The sequence below is a fragment of the Streptomyces sp. NPDC026092 genome, from assembly GCF_040638605.1.
Taxonomy (GTDB): Bacteria; Actinomycetota; Actinomycetes; order Streptomycetales; family Streptomycetaceae; genus Streptomyces.
Window position 1 is genome coordinate 37,045 of the sequence record NZ_JBEZYN010000026.1, and the last position, 15,381, is coordinate 52,425.

The window sequence follows — 15,381 nt, forward strand, 5'->3', positions numbered from 1 at the left end:
GACCCCGTAGGCTCTCCCCCCGTGAGTACGGTGTGCGTGGTGCGGGATCTGGTCAAGACGTACCCCGCCGCGCGCGCACGGCGGGGGACACCCGCGACGCCCGAGATCCGCGCCACCGACGGAATCAGCCTCGATGTCAGGGGCGGTGAGATCTTCGGCCTGCTCGGGCCCAACGGCGCCGGCAAGTCCACGCTGGTCCGCCAGCTGACCGGGCTGATGCGCCCCGACTCCGGCACCGTCGAGGTGCTCGGCCACGATCTCGTACGCCACCCGGAGCGCGCCGCGCGCCTGCTCGCCTACCTCGGCCAGGAGTCCACCGCGCTCGACGAGCTGACGGTCTCGCTCGCCGCCGAGACCACCGCGCGGCTGCGCGGGCTCTCCGCGCGGGACGCCCGGGCCGAGAAGGACGCGGTCCTCGCCGAGCTGGGGCTGACCGAGCTCGCCGGGCGGCCGCTCAGGAAGCTCTCGGGCGGGCAGCGGCGGCTCGCCTGCGTCGCGGCCGCGCTCGTCGGCGAGCGGCCGGTCCTGGTCCTCGACGAGCCCACCACCGGGATGGACCCCGTCGCCCGACGGGCCGTCTGGTCGGCGGTGGACCGGCGGCGCGCCGAGTTCGGCACCACCGTGCTGCTCGTCACCCACAACGTGATCGAGGCCGAGACCGTACTGGACCGGGTCGCCGTTCTGGAGCGGGGCAAGGTCATCGCCTGCGACACCCCGGCCGGGCTCAAGGAGCGCGTCGCGGGCGAGGTCCGGGTCGACCTGGTGTGGCGCGAGCGCGCCCCGCTGGAGGTGCCCGAGGTCGCCGCGCTGCGCGGGCTCGCGCAGGAGTCGGGGCGGCGCTGGACCCTCCGGCTCGCCCCGGACGAGGCCAGGGCGACGGTCGCCGCGGTGACGGGCGGGGCGGCGTTCGCGGCCCTGGACGACTTCACGCTGGCGACGCCGAGCCTGGAGGACGTGTATCTGGCGCTGGGCGGGGAGACGCAGGGGTTGGTCAAGGCGTGAGGAGCTGTACGGAGTGAGTATCGTGCCCGCACAGGCAGCGTCGTCGTCCCCTTCGGCCGAGGGCCTGGCGGCGGCCGGGGCCCCTGGCTCCGACGCGCCGTCGGCCGTGAGCCCGGTCGGGCCGCTCGCGCCGCGCGCCCGGCTGCTGCCCGCGCTCGCCGCCGTGTACCGCGCGCAGCTCTCGCGGGCCCGGGTCTCCCGTATCCCCCTGCTCTTCGTGGCGACGTTCCAGTCCGTCGGGATCATGGTCCTGATGCGGGGCGTCGTCGACGGCGGCTCGGAGGCGCGCGCCGTGGTGGCGGGCTCCTCGGTGCTCGTCGTCGCGTTCGTCGCGCTGAACCTGCTCGCCCAGTACTTCGGACAGCTGCGGGCGACCGGCGGCCTCGACCACTACGCCACCCTGCCGGTGCCGCCGGCGGCCGTGGTGCTCGGGGCGGCGGGGGCGTACGCGTCCTTCACCGTGCCGGGGACGGTGGTGACCGCGGTGATCGGCTCCCTGCTCTTCGGGCTGCCGCTCGGCCATCTCTGGATCCTCGCGGCGGTCGTGCCGCTGGCGGGGGCCGCGCTCGCCGGTCTGGGCGCGGCGCTCGGGCTGCTCGCGCCGCGCCAGGAGTTCGCGACGCTGCTCGGGCAGCTGGGCATGTCGGCCGCGCTGCTCCTCGGCGTGCTGCCGGCGGAACGGTTGCCGGTGCCGATCGGCTGGGCGCGGGACCTGCTGCCGTCGACGTACGGGGTGGAGGCGCTGGCCAGGACCTTCGACGCGCGTCCGGACTGGGCGGCGGTCGGCCTGAACCTCGCGGTGTGCGGGGTGGTCGGGGTGGTGTCGCTCGCGGTGGCGACATGGGCGTATCGCCGGGCGGCGGTCCGCTGAGGCGGGCGGGTTCCGGACCTGGCACGATGGCGGGGTGACCGCACCCCTGACACCGCCTCACCAGCCTCACGAGCCTCCGCACGACGCTGTGGGATGGCCGGCGCCGTATCCGCCCTCCCTGCCCGTGGACGACGGGGCCCCGAGCACGGCCACCGAGCTGCGGCAGGCCGCCGTGGTGGCCGCGGTCTCGACGGTGGCCGGTGTGGCCCTGGGGCTGCTGTGGCTGTGGCTCGCGCCGAGGGTTCCGCTGATCTCGGACGGCAAGGCGGTGTTCCTGCGGGACAGCGAGGGGGAGTCGGCGGTCGGGGCGGACGGCACGTTCGTGCTGATCGCGCTCGGCTTCGGTGCGCTGGCGGCGGCGCTCGTCTTCCTGATCCACCGGCGCGGTGGCGTGGCGCTGGTGCTCGCGCTGGCGGTGGGCGGGGTGCTGGGCTCCGCCCTTGGTTGGGGCGTGGGCACGTACTTCGGCCCGACCCACGACGTGGTCGCCCACGCGCGGGAGGTCGGCCCGAACGTGGTCTTCGACGCGCCCCTGAAGCTGGAGATGTGGGCGGGCGCGCTCCTGGCATGGCCCTTGGCGGCCATGATCGTCCACCTGATCCTGACGGCCCTCTTCGGCCCCAGGGACCCGGACCCGACGTGGCCCGAGGACCAGGCGAGCCCGCCGGCGTAGGCGGCGCGGGGCGCTAGCCTCGGCCGATGTGGGCCAGGACTGCTGAGGTCAGGGTCGTCAGGGCCGTGGGGGTGAGTTCTACTTCCAGGCCTCTGCGGCCTGCCGAGATGCAGATCGTCTCGTGGGTGGAGGCCGAGGCGTCCAGGACCGTGCGGAGGCGTTTGCGCTGGCCCAGGGGGGAGATGCCGCCTCGGACGTAGCCCGTCGTGCGTTCCGCCAGGGTCGGGTCGGCCATCGTCGCGCGCTTGCCGCCGACCGCCGAGGCCAGGGCCTTCAGGTCCAGCTGGCCGGCGACCGGGACGACGGCGACCGTCAGTTCGCCGTCGACGTCCGCGACCAGCGTCTTGAAGACCCGGTCGGGCGAGACGCCGAGCGCCTCCGCCGCCTCCTCGCCGTACGACGGCGACGCCGGGTCGTGGTCGTAGGAGTGGAGGGTGTACGCCACCCCGGCCGCCGTCAGGGCCACCGTCGCCGGAGTGCCGCCCGTCTGCTTCTTCTGCTTCTTCGCCACTCCGCGCTCCTCCGTCAGTTCGGGCTCGTCGGCGCCCGGGTCAGCTCCACCGCCGGCAGCGACGGCAGGTGCCGCAGCACCGCCGTCTCCGACCGCAGCAGCGTCAGCTCCTCCCGCAGCCGCGTCGCCGTGTCCGGCGCCTGCAGCAGCCGCTGCTTCGCCGGGGTGTCCAGAACGGCCGCCGCCGCCACCAGGTACGACACCACCGACGGGTCGTCCGGCAGGTCACTCGTCGTCAGCGACCGCTCCCGCGCCCCCGCCAGCCGCTTCTGGTAGCTCCGGAACGCCCGCAGCACGCCCTCCGCGAGCGTGCCCGCCTCGTCGCCCTGCTCCTCGGGGATCTCCTCGACCTCCGCCACCAGGAACGGACCGCTCGCGTCGACCGACAGCAGCTTCACCCGGGTCGTCCCGGTGGCCATCACCTCGAAGCTGCCGTTCGCCCGCTCCCGGATCGTCGCCGCGTCGGCGATGCAGCCGACCCGGTGGAACGCCTGGATCGGGTCCGGGCCGAAGCCCGCCGCGGGCCCCTTCTCCGGCATCGCCGTCGGGTCCGGCATCCCCGGCGCCGTGGGCGCGACCTCACGGCCGTCGCGGATCGCGACGACCGCGAAGCGGCGGGGCTCCGACTCGTCGGTCTTGAGCAGCTCGCGCATCATGGCGCGATACCGCTCCTCGAACACGTTCAGGGGCAGCACGAGGCCCGGGAACAGCACCGCGTTGAGCGGGAAGAGAGGCAGGCTGGCGGTGGTCACAGCGGTCAAGCGTAATGGCCGCCGGGGCCGCCGCGGTCGGCCCGTCCATGACCGGTCCGCCATCCCGTTCCACGACCGGGGTCGAAGGTCGTCGCGCGGCTGCTGTCGAGGGCCGATCCGTGCGAGATGCCGACGCCCCCGTTGCCCCCGCGCCCCGGCTCCCTCAGCGGCATCGTCCGAGCCACCTCCGCCCGTACCGCGTCCCTCGTCTCCAGGAAGCCCTGCAGCGGGTCGTCGCCGACGAGCGCCCACGGGAACGACGTCGCGTACGGGCCGATCTTGCGGAACTCCTCGAACGCCTCCTCCCAGCGGCCGCGCCGGACCAGGACGTACACCAGCAGGTTGCGGACCTCGGCCGGCCAGGGATCGCCCTCCGGGTACGCCGCCGACAGCGCGAGGCCCCGGTCCGCGGCCGCGTCGATCCGGTCGTCCGGCATCGGGCCGGCGCCCGTGAGGTACTGGGCGAAGGCCGCGTTGACCGGGAGCACCCGGGCGAGCGAGCCGGGCGGGGCGTCCTCGGCGGCCTGTTCCGCGAAGTCGAAGCACTCGCGGTGCGAGCCGTACCACTGGGCCGAGAGGTAGCGGAGCGCGGCGATGTGGCAGCCGTAGTGGTGCGGGGAGCGGCGCACGGCCTGCTCCCAGAGCGACTCGAAGGCCGCGTGCCCGGCGTGCGTGCCGCGCGCGTGGTCCAGGGCGAGGCGCCACGGCACCGGGTCACGGGGCGAGGCCTCGGCCGCCGCGTCGATCAGCGGTCCCAGTTCGCGCAGCCGCTCCGCACGGGCCGGCGACTCCCAGGCCCGGCGCACCGCGAGTTCGGCCTTCACGAGCAGCGCGTCCGGGTCGCGCGGGGTGGCCTCCAGCCAGTGGGTCAGCCACTCGTCACGGCTGTACGCGAAGGTGGCGAGCCGGGCCACGTACCGGTCCCTGGCCTCCCACTCGGCGCCGTCCCTGGTCGTCGCGAGCAGCTTGGCCGCCGGCTCGGGATCGGCGAGCGCGGCCGCGATCAGCGCGGGGGCGAGCCGCTCGTCCGGTGCGTCGAGCAGCACGTCGTCGTCCGGCGGCAGTGCGGCGGTGAGCCGCGGTGCGTGCCGGACCAGACGGGCGGTGCCGATCAGGGCGCGGAGCAAAGACATGGTGCGGACCATTGAAAACCGCAGGTGGGAGCGGCGCCAGTGGGGGACTGTGAAGCTTTGGTAGCGGCGGGAAAGTTGTCCTCCAGATGGTCAAGACACCGTAAAGAAAGAGGCGACGGTTGGCGCAATCCATCCCCTGCGTCACACCATCCCCACTATCCCCACGGGCCTCAGTGCACCTCCGCTTTCGCGGCCCGCCCGCCTCACCCTCTCCGCAGCAGCCTCGACGCCCCCGCCGCCACCGTCGTCGCCAGCACCCAGCCCAGCAGGATGAGCGCCGCCGCACCCCACTGCCACACGCCCTCCAGGCGCCAGTAGCCGTCCTGGCCGAGATTGATCACCGGCAGCAGCAGATCCAGCGCGTACAGCGTGGCGCTCCAGTTCGGCGACTCCTCCGCCTTCAGCGGCACCGGGTCGTAGCGCGAGAAGGCCAGCGCGCCCGCCGCCCAGAGCACCGCCATCCACAGCGCCGCCCGGCCCGGGCGGTAGCCGTACGCCACCGTCCAGTCCTGGAGATAGCCCCAGAGCTTCCCGGCCACCGGCAGGGTCTCCCGGCGTCTGCGCTGCTTGGCGAGCAGCACCTCCCGGGCGTCCGCGTCCTCCCCGCTGTTGCGCAGCACCGTCGCCAGGCGTTCGTACGGCTCCGGCGCGTACTCCGGGGTCGCCGCCGCCACCCACTCCAGGCGCCGCGCCAGCGGGAAGTGGCCGTACGGCACGAGGTTCTCGTAGACGAAGCCGTTCATCGACAGGCCGCCAGGGCCCGGCCAGCTCGTGGAGAGGTCGATCAGGGTCACCACCCGGGCGCCGTTCAGCACCACCCGGCCCTCCTCCGGCTGCTCCCCGTTGAAGCGCAGCTCCGGGGTCACTATCCGGCGCAGCGACACCTCCTCCCGCTTCGACCCGTCCAGGACGAACCGCGCGTAGTGCAGGTCCACCGCGTCCCCGAACCGCCCGTCGTCCAGGCGCACTCCGCCGTGGCACTCCACCGGCTTGCGCAGCGCCCCGCGCACCGGGGTGTACCCGATGCCGTACGGGGGAGTGGCCGTGGCGTTCCCCGTGCCCTCGTACACCCACGCCGCGTTCAGATAGAGCGAGCGCTCCACCGTCAGCTGCGGCGCGTTCAGCGCGCGGCGCTGCTGCGCCCCGCGCAGCACGCTGCCCCGCAGGCTCAGCGACACCCCGACCTTCGCCCCGCGCAGGCTCAGCTCGCCGTACGTCTCGATCAGCTCGGCCTGCAGGTCCTGCGCGACCACGAGACCGTCCGCCGTGATCGCCCGGCCGCGCCGGTCCGGCCACACCCGGATCTGGTTGATCAGCAGATCCGTCCCTATCTGCGCGTCCGTGAGCCGGATGCCGCGCTGGATCCGGCACCTCGGCAGATGCAGATCGCCCTGGGTGTGCAGCCGCGCCGCCTCGATCCGGGGGATCGCGCACTCCACCATCCGCACCGTGCCGAACCGGGCCTCCGGCAGCACGATCTCCTGGTCGAACCGGCAGCGGTTCCACTCCACGTACGGATCGACGGTCCCGCCGGCCAGATTGAGCACGCCGGTGATCCGCACGCCCCGCAGCTTGAGCGCCGAGACCCGCCCGGAGCGCGGCGGCGGGCCGTCGAGCAGCAGCAGCGCCACCACCTCGGCGCGCACACTGCGCTCCTCACCCCAGACGTGCGCCCCGAAAGGGTCGTCCCGTGTCGCGTCCCCCTCGCTCAGATCACAGGTCCTGCCGATCCGGAAGGCCCGCCACATGACGCGCTCCGGGCCGGTCAGCCCGTCCGGCATTCCGTCCTCGTGCGGCTCGGTCACTGCCGCCCCCTCGCTTTCCACGAACCCGCTTCCCTGGATTCGTACAGCCGTTCTTCCCGCTGAGTGACGGAGTGAACGCTAACGGTCAGCTGTGGCGACAAGACGCCAGAGTGGCTCGTATCAGCCAGTGATACGGGCGTCCGACGCTTGTGGGGCGTCTGCGAGAATTGACCCGTGATCTCTCGTATCGACCTGCGCGGCGACGCCCTCCCCGAGGGTGGCGCACTGCGCGACCTGCTGCCCCGTGCCGAGTTCGACGTGGAAGCCGCCCTGGAGAAGGTGCGGCCCATCTGCGAGGACGTCCATCATCGGGGCGACGCGGCGCTGGTCGAGTACGCGGAGAAGTTCGACGGTGTGACCCTGGAGCACGTGCGCGTGCCCGCCGAGGCGATTGCCCGGGCCCTGGAGCAGCTCGACCCGGCCGTCCGTGAGGCCCTGGAGGAGTCCATCCGGCGCACCCGGATCGTCCACCGCGCCCAGCGCCGCTCGACGCACACCACCCAGGTCGTGCCCGGCGGCACGGTCACCGAGAAGTGGATCCCCGTCCAGCGCGTCGGTCTCTACGCGCCCGGCGGCCGCTCCGTCTACCCCTCCTCCGTGATCATGAACGCGGTCCCGGCGCAGGAGGCGGGCGTCGAGTCCGTCGCGCTGGCGTCCCCGCCGCAGAAGGAGTTCGGCGGTCTGCCGCACCCGACGATCCTCGCCGCGTGCGCGCTGCTCGGCGTCGACGAGGTGTACGCCGCCGGAGGCGCCCAGGCCGTCGCGATGTTCGCGTACGGCACCGAGTCCTGCGCCCCCGCCAACATGGTCACCGGGCCCGGGAACATCTGGGTCGCCGCCGCCAAGCGGTACTTCACCGGCCGCATCGGCATCGACGCCGAGGCCGGCCCGACCGAGATCGCGATCCTCGCGGACTCCACCGCCGACCCCGTGCACGTCGCCGCCGACCTCATCAGCCAGGCCGAGCACGACCCGATGGCCGCCGCCGTCCTCGTCACCGACTCCGAGGAACTGGCCACCGCCACCGAGGTCGAGCTGAAGACCCAGGTCGCCGCCACCAAGCACATCGACGACCGGATCGTCCCGGCCCTGGCCGGAAAGCAGTCCGCGATCGTCCTCGTCAACGACCTGGAGGACGGCCTCAAGGTCGTCGACGCGTACGGCGCCGAGCACCTGGAGATCCAGACCGCCGACGCCGCCGCCCGCGCCGAGCGCGTCCGCAACGCGGGCGCGATCTTCGTCGGCCCCTGGGCGCCGGTCTCCCTCGGCGACTACTGCGCCGGCTCCAACCACGTGCTGCCCACCGGCGGTTGTGCCTGCCACTCCTCCGGCCTGTCCGTCCAGTCCTTCCTGCGCGGAGTCCACATCGTGGACTACACCCGCGACGCCCTCGCCGACGTCACCCACCACGTGGTCACGCTCGCCGAGGCCGAGGACCTGCCCGCGCACGGCGCCGCGCTCAAGGCGCGGTTCGGATGGAAGGTGCCTGAGAGCAAGTGACCGGTATTGACGATCTTCCGATCCGGGACGAGCTGCGCGGCAAGTCCCCGTACGGCGCGCCCCAGCTCGACGTCCCCGTCCAGCTGAACACCAACGAGAACCCCTACCCGCTGCCCGAGCCCCTGGTGGCCCGGATCGCGGAGCGGGTCGCCGAGGCCGCCCGCGGCCTCAACCGCTACCCCGACCGGGACGCGATCGAGCTGCGCACCGAGCTCGCCCGCTACCTCACCCGTACCGGCAAGCACCCCGTCGCCGTCGAGAACGTCTGGGCCGCCAACGGCTCCAACGAGGTCCTCCAGCAGCTGTTGCAGACCTTCGGCGGCCCCGGCCGTACGGCCATCGGCTTCGAGCCCTCGTACTCGATGCACGCGCTCATCGCGCGCGGCACCGGCACGGGCTGGATCTCGGGACCGCGCAACGAGGACTTCACCATCGACGTCGAGGCGGCCGAGAAGGCGATCGCCGAGAACCGTCCCGACGTCGTCTTCATCACCTCGCCCAACAACCCCACCGGCACGGCGGTCGCGGCCGAGACGGTCCTCGCGCTCTACGAGGCCGCCCAGGCCGCCAAGCCCTCGCTGGTGGTCGTCGACGAGGCGTACGTCGAGTTCAGCCACCGGGACTCGCTCCTGCCGCTGATCGAGGGCCGCCCGAACCTCGTCGTCTCCCGCACCATGTCCAAGGCCTTCGGCGCCGCCGGGCTTCGCCTCGGCTATCTGGCCGCCCACCCGGCCGTGGTCGACGCCGTGCAGCTGGTCCGCCTGCCGTACCACCTGTCCGCCGTCACGCAGGCCACCGCGCTCGCCGCCCTGGAGCACACCGATACGCTCCTCGGGTACGTCGAACAGCTCAAGACCGAGCGGGACCGCCTGGTCGGCGAGCTGCGCGCGATCGGCTACGAGGTCACCGATTCCGACGCCAACTTCGTCCAGTTCGGCCGCTTCGACGGAGCCGCGGGCTCGCACGAGACCTGGCAGAAGATCCTCGACCGGGGCGTCCTGGTCCGGGACAACGGCGTACCGGGCTGGCTGCGGGTCACCGCCGGCACCCCTGAAGAGAACGACGCGTTCCTCGACGCGGTCCGTGAATTGCAGTGTTTTGTGGGGGACACCCCCACGCCCCCGAAGGAGCAGAGCGCATGAGCCGCGTAGGAAGAGTCGAGCGCACCACCAAGGAGACCTCCGTCGTCGTCGAGATCGACCTCGACGGCACCGGAAAGGTCGACGTGTCGACCGGTGTGGGTTTCTACGACCACATGCTCGACCAGCTCGGCCGCCACGGGCTCTTCGACCTCACCGTCAAGACCGACGGTGACCTGCACATCGACTCGCACCACACCATCGAGGACACCGCCCTCGCCCTCGGCGCCGCCTTCAAGCAGGCGCTCGGCGACAAGGTCGGCATCTACCGCTTCGGCAACTGCACCGTCCCCCTGGACGAGTCGCTCGCCCAGGTCACCGTCGACCTCTCCGGCCGTCCCTACCTGGTGCACACCGAGCCCGAGAACATGGCGCCGATGATCGGCTCCTACGACACGACGATGACCCGGCACATCTTCGAGTCCTTCGTCGCGCAGGCCCAGATCGCGCTCCACATCCACGTGCCGTACGGGCGCAACGCCCACCACATCGTGGAGTGCCAGTTCAAGGCGCTGGCCCGGGCCCTGCGCTACGCCTCCGAGCGCGACCCGCGCGCGGCCGGCATCCTGCCTTCCACGAAGGGCGCGCTCTAACTCCATGACCGGCCTCTCCACCATCCTCATCGTCGTCGGGCTCTTCCTCGCCGGCGGTGTGTACTCCTTCTCCAAGCAGCAGCTGCCCAAGGGCGTGATCGTCCTCCTCGCCGTCGCCTCCGTGATGTGCCTGGTCGCGGGCGTCCTGCGGATCCAGGGAATCTGGGAGTGAGCACTGTGAGCCCGTCCAAGAAGGTCGTCGTCTTCGACTACGGCTTCGGAAACGTCCGCTCCGCCGAGCGCGCCCTCGCCCATGTCGGCGCCGACGTCGAGATCACCCGCGACTACGACAGGGCGATGAACGCCGACGGACTGCTCGTCCCCGGTGTCGGCGCCTTCTCCGCCTGCATGAAGGGCCTCAAGGAGGCCCGCGGCGAGTGGATCGTCGACCGTCGGCTCTCCGGCGGACGCCCCGTCATGGGCATCTGCGTCGGCATGCAGATCCTCTTCGCCCGTGGCATCGAGCACGGCGTGGAGACCGAGGGTCTGGACGAATGGCCCGGTACGGTCGAGCCGCTGAAGGCCCCGATCGTGCCCCACATGGGCTGGAACACCGTCGACGCGCCCGAGGACAGCGAGCTGTTCGCGGGCCTCGACGCCGACGCCCGGTTCTACTTCGTGCACTCCTACGGAGTGCGGGAGTGGACCCTGGAGGTCGGCAACCCGAACATGCGGGCCCCCAAGGTCACCTGGGCCACCCACGGCGAGACCTTCGTCGCCGCCGTCGAGAACGGCGCGCTGTGGGCGACCCAGTTCCACCCCGAGAAGTCCGGCGACGCCGGAGCCCAGCTGCTGAAGAACTGGATCGGAACGCTGTGAGCAAGCTCGAACTCCTTCCCGCCGTCGACGTCCGTGACGGCCAGGCCGTCCGTCTCGTGCACGGCGAGTCCGGTACGGAGACCTCCTACGGCTCCCCGCTCGAGGCCGCCCTCGCGTGGCAGCGCTCCGGCGCCGAGTGGCTGCACCTGGTCGACCTGGACGCCGCCTTCGGCACCGGCGACAACCGCGAGCTGATCGCCGAGGTCGCCAAGGCCATGGACATCAAGGTCGAGCTCTCCGGCGGCATCCGCGACGACGCCTCGCTCGCCGCCGCCCTCGCCACCGGCTGCACCCGCGTCAACCTGGGCACCGCCGCCCTGGAGACGCCCGAGTGGGTCGCCAAGGTCATCGCCGAGCACGGCGACCAGATCGCCGTCGGCCTCGACGTGCGCGGCACCACGCTCCGCGGCCGGGGCTGGACCCGCGACGGCGGCGACCTCTACGAGACGCTCGCCCGCCTCGACTCCGAGGGCTGCTCCCGTTACGTCGTCACCGACATCGCCAAGGACGGCACCCTGCAGGGCCCCAACCTGGAGCTCCTGAAGAACGTCTGCGCGGCCACCGACAAGCCCGTCGTCGCCTCCGGCGGCGTGTCGTCCCTGGACGACCTGCGCGCCCTGTCCGGCCTCGTGCCGCTGGGCGTCGAGGGCGCGATCGTCGGCAAGGCGCTGTACGCCAAGGCGTTCACCCTGGAAGAGGCGCTGGAGGCGGTGGCTGCCGTATGACCGACGGCGTGAAGAAGGTCGTCACCGGCGCGCCCTGGGAGGAGCAGTTCGGCTACTCCCGCGCGGTGGAGCTGCCGAACGGCCTGGTCCTCGTCGCCGGCTGTACGTCGGTGATCGGCGGCCAGATCGCCGGCGGAGGCCCGTACGAGCAGGCGATCAACTCCTTCAACGTGGCCTTCGACGCCCTGAAGAAGCTCGGCCTCGGCCCGCAGGACGTCGTACGGACCCGGATGTACATCACCCACGCACGGGACGTGGACGAGGTCGGCCGCGCCCACAAGGAGCTGTTCGACGCCGTCCGCCCGGCCGCCTCGATGATCATCGTGTCCGGCTTCGTCGACCCGAGTCTGGTCGTCGAGGTCGAGGTCGAGGCGTACAGGAGTGAGGCGTCATGACTCTCGCCGTACGGGTGATCCCCTGCCTGGACGTGGACAACGGCCGGGTCGTCAAGGGCGTCAACTTCCAGAACCTGCGGGACGCGGGCGACCCCGTCGAGATGGCGAAGCTGTACGACGCCGAGGGCGCCGACGAGCTGACCTTCCTCGACATCACCGCCTCCTCCGGCAACCGGGAGACGACCTACGACGTGGTGCGCCGCACCGCCGAGCAGGTCTTCATCCCGCTGACGGTGGGCGGCGGGGTGCGCTCGGCGGAGGACGTCGACAAGCTGCTGCGCGCCGGTGCCGACAAGGTCGGCGTCAACACGGCGGCCATCGCCCGGCCCGAGCTGATCCGAGAGATCGCGGAGCGCTTCGGCCGCCAGGTGCTCGTGCTTTCGGTGGACGCCCGCCGCACGGCATCGGGCTCCTTCGAGGTGACGACGCACGGCGGCCGCCAGGGCACCGGCATCGACGCCGTCGAGTGGGCCCACCGGGCCGCCGAGCTGGGAGCGGGCGAGATCCTGCTCAACTCGATGGACGCGGACGGTACGAAGGACGGCTACGACACGGAGATGATCGCGGCCGTGCGCAAGCACGTGACCGTGCCGGTGATCGCGTCGGGCGGTGCGGGCAGGCTGGCCGACTTCCCGCCGGCCATCGAGGCGGGCGCGGACGCGGTGCTCGCCGCGTCGGTCTTCCACTTCGGCGACCTGCGGATCTCCGAGGTCAAGGGCGCGCTGCGGGAGGCGGGCCACCCGGTCCGCTGAGTCGTCTCAGGCGTGGGCCCCTGCCGGTTCGTCCGGCGGGGGCCTTTCTCTTTGCCGGATGCCGTCGGATGCGCAGGACGAGACACGCAGGACCAGATACACAGGATCAGTTGCGCAAGATTGGTTGCGCAATTTCTCTTGCGCAAGTTTTCTCTCGCATCTACGGTTGCTTCATGACCTCGCCCGACAGTCGCCGGATCACGGACCTCGGCACCCTCAAGGCCCTCTCGCACCCGCTGCGCATGAGGCTCTACCGAGCCCTGTTCGTGGCCCGTACGGCCACCGCCTCCCAGCTCGCCGACCAGGTCGACGAGGCCGTCTCGCTCGTCAGCTACCACCTGCGCAAGCTCGCCGACCACGGGCTCATCGAGGAGGCGGAGACCCAGTCGGCGGACGGCCGCGAGCGCTGGTGGCGGCCCAGCTCGTACGGGCTGAGCATCCACGACGAGGACATGCGCGGCGCCCCCGAGCTGATCGCCGCGAGCGACGCCCTCGGCCGCGCGATCAACGACCAGCGCGCCTCGCTCCTGGAGCGCTTCCTCGACGAGCGGCTCACCTGGTCGGCCGAGTGGCGCTCGGCCTCCGTCAGCGCCGAGTGGCTGCCCCGCATGACCGCCGCCGAACTCACCGACCTCGGCCAGGAGCTGGAGGCGGTCCTCAGGAAGCACGACCAGCGCGCCCGGGCCGCCGAGGCGGCCGGCGACACCGAGGGCCGCGAGAACGTGGCCGTCCACCTCCACGGCTTCCCCTACCGCTCATGACAGCCACCGCGACCCCGCCCGCCGCCGTCCCCGCCCACCGCGACGGCAACGTCCTGCGCTGGCTCGGCGGGTACTCCGCCTCCACCCTCGGCGACAGCGTCTACTACCTCGCCCTCTCCTGGACCGCCGTCCGCAGCGGCACGCCCGCCCAGGCCGGGCTCGTCATGGCCGTCAGCGCCGTCCCGCGCGCCCTGCTCATGCTCGGCGGGGGAGTGATCGCCGACCGCTTCGGACCGCGCCGCGTCGTCATCGTCTCCGACGCCGTCCGCTGCCTCGTCGTCCTGGGCGTGGCGGGACTGCTCCTGCTGAGCAGCCCGACCCTCTGGGTGCTCGCCACCGTCGCCCTCGTCTTCGGCACCGTCGACGCCCTCTTCCTGCCGGCCGTCGGCGCCCTTCCGCCCCGGATCGCCGCCCGCGACCAGCTCGCCAGGGTCCAGGGCATGCGCGGCCTCGCCCAGCGGAGCGCGCTCGTCCTCGGCGCCCCGCTCGGCGGCTTCGCCGTCGCCCTCGGCGGGCCGGCCGCCGCGTTCGGAGTCGCCGGGCTCCTCTTCGCGGCCTCCCTGCCGCTGCTCCTCGCGCTGCGGATCGCCCCGCTGCCGGGCGGCGGGCCGTCCCGTGACGGCACGGCCCTGCGCGACCTCACGGACGGCCTGCGCTACCTCCGCCGGCACCGCGTCCTCGGCCCGCTGATGATCGTCGTCGCGCTCAGCGACCTCGGCTTCGTCGGCCCCCTCAACGTCGGCCTCGCCCTCCTCGCCGACGCGCGCGGCTGGGGCGCCTCCGGCATCGGCTGGGTCCTCGCCGGATTCGGTACGGGAGCGGGCGCCGCGTCCCTGCTGCTGACCGTGCGGGGCCGAATACCCCGCGCCGGGGCGGTCCTGGGCTGGACGATCACCCTTGGCGCGGCCTCCCTGGGCGCCCTCGCGTACGTGCCCGAGCTGCCGTTCGCCGTGGCCCTCGCGCTCTCCGTGGGCCTGCTCGCGGGGCTCAGCGGCGCCCTGTGCGGCGCGCTCACCCAGACCGAGTGCGACCCCGCGTACCTCGGTCGGGTGACGGCGGTGACCAGCTTCGTCAGCCTGGGCCTCGCCCCGCTGAGCTACCCCCTCACGGGCGCGGCGGTCGGCCTGTGGGGCCTCGGCCCGGTGTTCGTGGCGAGCGCGGCGATCTGCGCGCTGGGCGGGGTGTACGGCCTGTCCGTCACCGCCCTGCGCCGGGCGGAGCTCCCGGGCGGCAAGCGCCCGGGTACCGCCTAGATCCCCAGCTGCTTGGTGTCGTGCAAGCGCTCGATCGCGTCCTGGTCGCCGTCCAGCTCCACCTTCGCCACGTCCTGGCGGCCGAAGACGAACATGGTCAGCTCGCCCGGTTCGCCGGAGACCGTCACCACCGGGGTGCCCTTGTGCGCGACCGCCGTCTGACCGTTCGGGCGGCGGAGCACCAGGCCCACCGGGGCCCGGCGGCCGAGGAGACGGGCGCCCTTCTCCAGGCGGGACCAGAGCGCGTCCGAGAAGACCGGGTCCAGCTCGCGCGGCGACCAGTCGGGCTGGGCGCGCCGTACGTCCTCCGTGTGGACGTAGAACTCGACGACGTTCGCCCCCTCGTCCACCTGCTTGATGGTGAACGGCGACATCCGCGGCGGCCCCGTACGGATGAGCTGGATCAGCTCCTCGTACGGTTTCTCCGCGAACTCCGCCTGCACCCGGTCGAGCCGCGTCTTCAGCGCCGGCACGACCGTTCCCGCGGCCGCGTCCGGGCGGCGCTCGCGCACCACCACATGGGCCGCGAGATCCCGGGTCCGCCAGCCCTCGCAGAGCGTCGGAGCATCGGGCCCGGCCGCCTCCAACAGGTCGGCGAGCAGAAGGCGTTCACGCTTGGCATGGGTCGACATGCCCGCCAGCGTACGACCGCGGACCGCGGTCCGCCCAGTGGACGCCCACCTGGGCATACCCCGGG

At 72.8% G+C, this 15,381-nt stretch carries 18 protein-coding genes; 13 read left to right on the forward strand and 5 right to left on the reverse strand.

The window, feature by feature from the left end:
• The first annotated feature begins 30 nt into the window (after positions 1–30).
• The 3 genes from AB0F56_RS31610 (at position 31) to AB0F56_RS31620 (ending at position 2,546) form a co-directional block, all read left to right on the forward strand.
• Complete coding sequence (locus tag AB0F56_RS31610) at positions 31–1,002, forward strand: ABC transporter ATP-binding protein (protein WP_362016040.1); 972 nt, start codon at positions 31–33, stop codon at positions 1,000–1,002.
• Positions 1,003–1,066: 64 nt separating this feature from the next.
• Entirely contained in the window at positions 1,067–1,873 is an 807-nt protein-coding gene (locus tag AB0F56_RS31615; protein ID WP_362016042.1) for an ABC transporter permease, read from the forward strand.
• 34 nt (positions 1,874–1,907) lie between these two features.
• A complete protein-coding gene (locus AB0F56_RS31620) occupies positions 1,908–2,546 on the forward strand; it encodes a DUF2567 domain-containing protein (RefSeq protein ID WP_362015933.1) in 639 nt (212 codons plus the stop codon).
• Positions 2,547–2,559: 13 nt separating this feature from the next.
• Here the strand turns inward: AB0F56_RS31620 and ybaK are convergent, their stop codons facing one another.
• The 4 genes from ybaK to AB0F56_RS31640 all read right to left on the reverse strand — a co-directional run bounded on the left by ybaK (position 2,560) and on the right by AB0F56_RS31640 (position 6,747).
• On the reverse strand, positions 2,560–3,057 hold the full coding sequence (gene ybaK, locus AB0F56_RS31625) for a Cys-tRNA(Pro) deacylase (RefSeq protein WP_362015935.1): 498 nt from the start codon (positions 3,055–3,057) through the stop codon (positions 2,560–2,562).
• Positions 3,058–3,071: 14 nt separating this feature from the next.
• On the reverse strand, positions 3,072–3,809 hold the full coding sequence (locus AB0F56_RS31630) for an LON peptidase substrate-binding domain-containing protein (protein WP_362015937.1): 738 nt from the start codon (positions 3,807–3,809) through the stop codon (positions 3,072–3,074).
• A 5-nt stretch (positions 3,810–3,814) separates the two neighbouring features.
• The gene (locus AB0F56_RS31635) at positions 3,815–4,954 is read right to left on the reverse strand and encodes a hypothetical protein (protein WP_362015939.1); all 1,140 of its coding nucleotides are present in this window, start codon (positions 4,952–4,954) and stop codon (positions 3,815–3,817) included.
• A 191-nt stretch (positions 4,955–5,145) separates the two neighbouring features.
• The gene (locus AB0F56_RS31640; protein ID WP_362015941.1) at positions 5,146–6,747 is read right to left on the reverse strand and encodes an oxidoreductase; all 1,602 of its coding nucleotides are present in this window, start codon (positions 6,745–6,747) and stop codon (positions 5,146–5,148) included.
• Between the two features lie 174 nt (positions 6,748–6,921).
• Between AB0F56_RS31640 and hisD the strand changes: the two genes are divergently transcribed.
• The 10 genes from hisD to AB0F56_RS31690 all read left to right on the forward strand — a co-directional run bounded on the left by hisD (position 6,922) and on the right by AB0F56_RS31690 (position 14,684).
• Complete coding sequence (gene hisD, locus AB0F56_RS31645; RefSeq protein WP_362015943.1) at positions 6,922–8,247, forward strand: histidinol dehydrogenase; 1,326 nt, start codon at positions 6,922–6,924, stop codon at positions 8,245–8,247.
• Positions 8,244–9,389, forward strand: coding sequence for a histidinol-phosphate transaminase (locus tag AB0F56_RS31650; protein ID WP_362015944.1), 1,146 nt, complete (start codon positions 8,244–8,246; stop codon positions 9,387–9,389). Before hisD ends, AB0F56_RS31650 begins: the two co-directional genes overlap by 4 nt.
• Entirely contained in the window at positions 9,386–9,979 is a 594-nt protein-coding gene (gene hisB / locus AB0F56_RS31655; RefSeq protein WP_030205445.1) for an imidazoleglycerol-phosphate dehydratase HisB, read from the forward strand. The genes AB0F56_RS31650 and hisB overlap by 4 nt, the downstream gene beginning before the upstream one ends.
• A gap of 4 nt (positions 9,980–9,983) precedes the next feature.
• Positions 9,984–10,151 (forward strand): hypothetical protein, encoded by a 168-nt coding sequence (locus AB0F56_RS31660; RefSeq protein ID WP_362015946.1) that lies wholly within the window; start codon positions 9,984–9,986, stop codon positions 10,149–10,151.
• Positions 10,152–10,156: 5 nt separating this feature from the next.
• Complete coding sequence (gene hisH / locus AB0F56_RS31665) at positions 10,157–10,798, forward strand: imidazole glycerol phosphate synthase subunit HisH (RefSeq protein ID WP_362016044.1); 642 nt, start codon at positions 10,157–10,159, stop codon at positions 10,796–10,798.
• A complete protein-coding gene (gene priA, locus AB0F56_RS31670; RefSeq protein ID WP_362015948.1) occupies positions 10,795–11,523 on the forward strand; it encodes a bifunctional 1-(5-phosphoribosyl)-5-((5-phosphoribosylamino)methylideneamino)imidazole-4-carboxamide isomerase/phosphoribosylanthranilate isomerase PriA in 729 nt (242 codons plus the stop codon). The genes hisH and priA overlap by 4 nt, the downstream gene beginning before the upstream one ends.
• Entirely contained in the window at positions 11,520–11,918 is a 399-nt protein-coding gene (locus tag AB0F56_RS31675) for a RidA family protein (protein ID WP_362015950.1), read from the forward strand. Before priA ends, AB0F56_RS31675 begins: the two co-directional genes overlap by 4 nt.
• Positions 11,915–12,670 carry an imidazole glycerol phosphate synthase subunit HisF gene (gene hisF / locus AB0F56_RS31680; RefSeq protein WP_362015952.1) on the forward strand — a complete coding sequence of 252 codons (756 nt, stop codon included), beginning with the start codon at positions 11,915–11,917 and terminating at the stop codon, positions 12,668–12,670. Before AB0F56_RS31675 ends, hisF begins: the two co-directional genes overlap by 4 nt.
• 173 nt (positions 12,671–12,843) lie before the next feature.
• Positions 12,844–13,431 carry a helix-turn-helix domain-containing protein gene (locus AB0F56_RS31685; RefSeq protein ID WP_362015954.1) on the forward strand — a complete coding sequence of 196 codons (588 nt, stop codon included), beginning with the start codon at positions 12,844–12,846 and terminating at the stop codon, positions 13,429–13,431.
• Positions 13,428–14,684, forward strand: a complete 1,257-nt coding sequence (locus tag AB0F56_RS31690) for an MFS transporter (RefSeq protein WP_362015956.1) — start codon at positions 13,428–13,430, stop codon at positions 14,682–14,684. Before AB0F56_RS31685 ends, AB0F56_RS31690 begins: the two co-directional genes overlap by 4 nt.
• Here AB0F56_RS31690 and AB0F56_RS31695 read toward each other — a convergent pair.
• Complete coding sequence (locus AB0F56_RS31695) at positions 14,681–15,316, reverse strand: TIGR03085 family metal-binding protein (RefSeq protein ID WP_362015958.1); 636 nt, start codon at positions 15,314–15,316, stop codon at positions 14,681–14,683. The genes AB0F56_RS31690 and AB0F56_RS31695 overlap by 4 nt on opposite strands.
• Positions 15,317–15,381: the final 65 nt, after the last annotated feature.

Coding starts and splice junctions, on each gene's coding strand:
- AB0F56_RS31660 (WP_362015946.1), top strand. CDS start 9,984: ATGACCGGCCTCTCCACCATCCTCATCGTCGTCGGGCTCTTCCTCGCC.
- AB0F56_RS31690 (WP_362015956.1), top strand. CDS start 13,428: ATGACAGCCACCGCGACCCCGCCCGCCGCCGTCCCCGCCCACCGCGAC.
- hisB (WP_030205445.1), top strand. CDS start 9,386: ATGAGCCGCGTAGGAAGAGTCGAGCGCACCACCAAGGAGACCTCCGTC.
- AB0F56_RS31635 (WP_362015939.1), bottom strand. CDS start 4,954: ATGGTCCGCACCATGTCTTTGCTCCGCGCCCTGATCGGCACCGCCCGT.
- AB0F56_RS31675 (WP_362015950.1), top strand. CDS start 11,520: ATGACCGACGGCGTGAAGAAGGTCGTCACCGGCGCGCCCTGGGAGGAG.
- AB0F56_RS31685 (WP_362015954.1), top strand. CDS start 12,844: ATGACCTCGCCCGACAGTCGCCGGATCACGGACCTCGGCACCCTCAAG.
- hisF (WP_362015952.1), top strand. CDS start 11,915: ATGACTCTCGCCGTACGGGTGATCCCCTGCCTGGACGTGGACAACGGC.
- AB0F56_RS31695 (WP_362015958.1), bottom strand. CDS start 15,316: ATGTCGACCCATGCCAAGCGTGAACGCCTTCTGCTCGCCGACCTGTTG.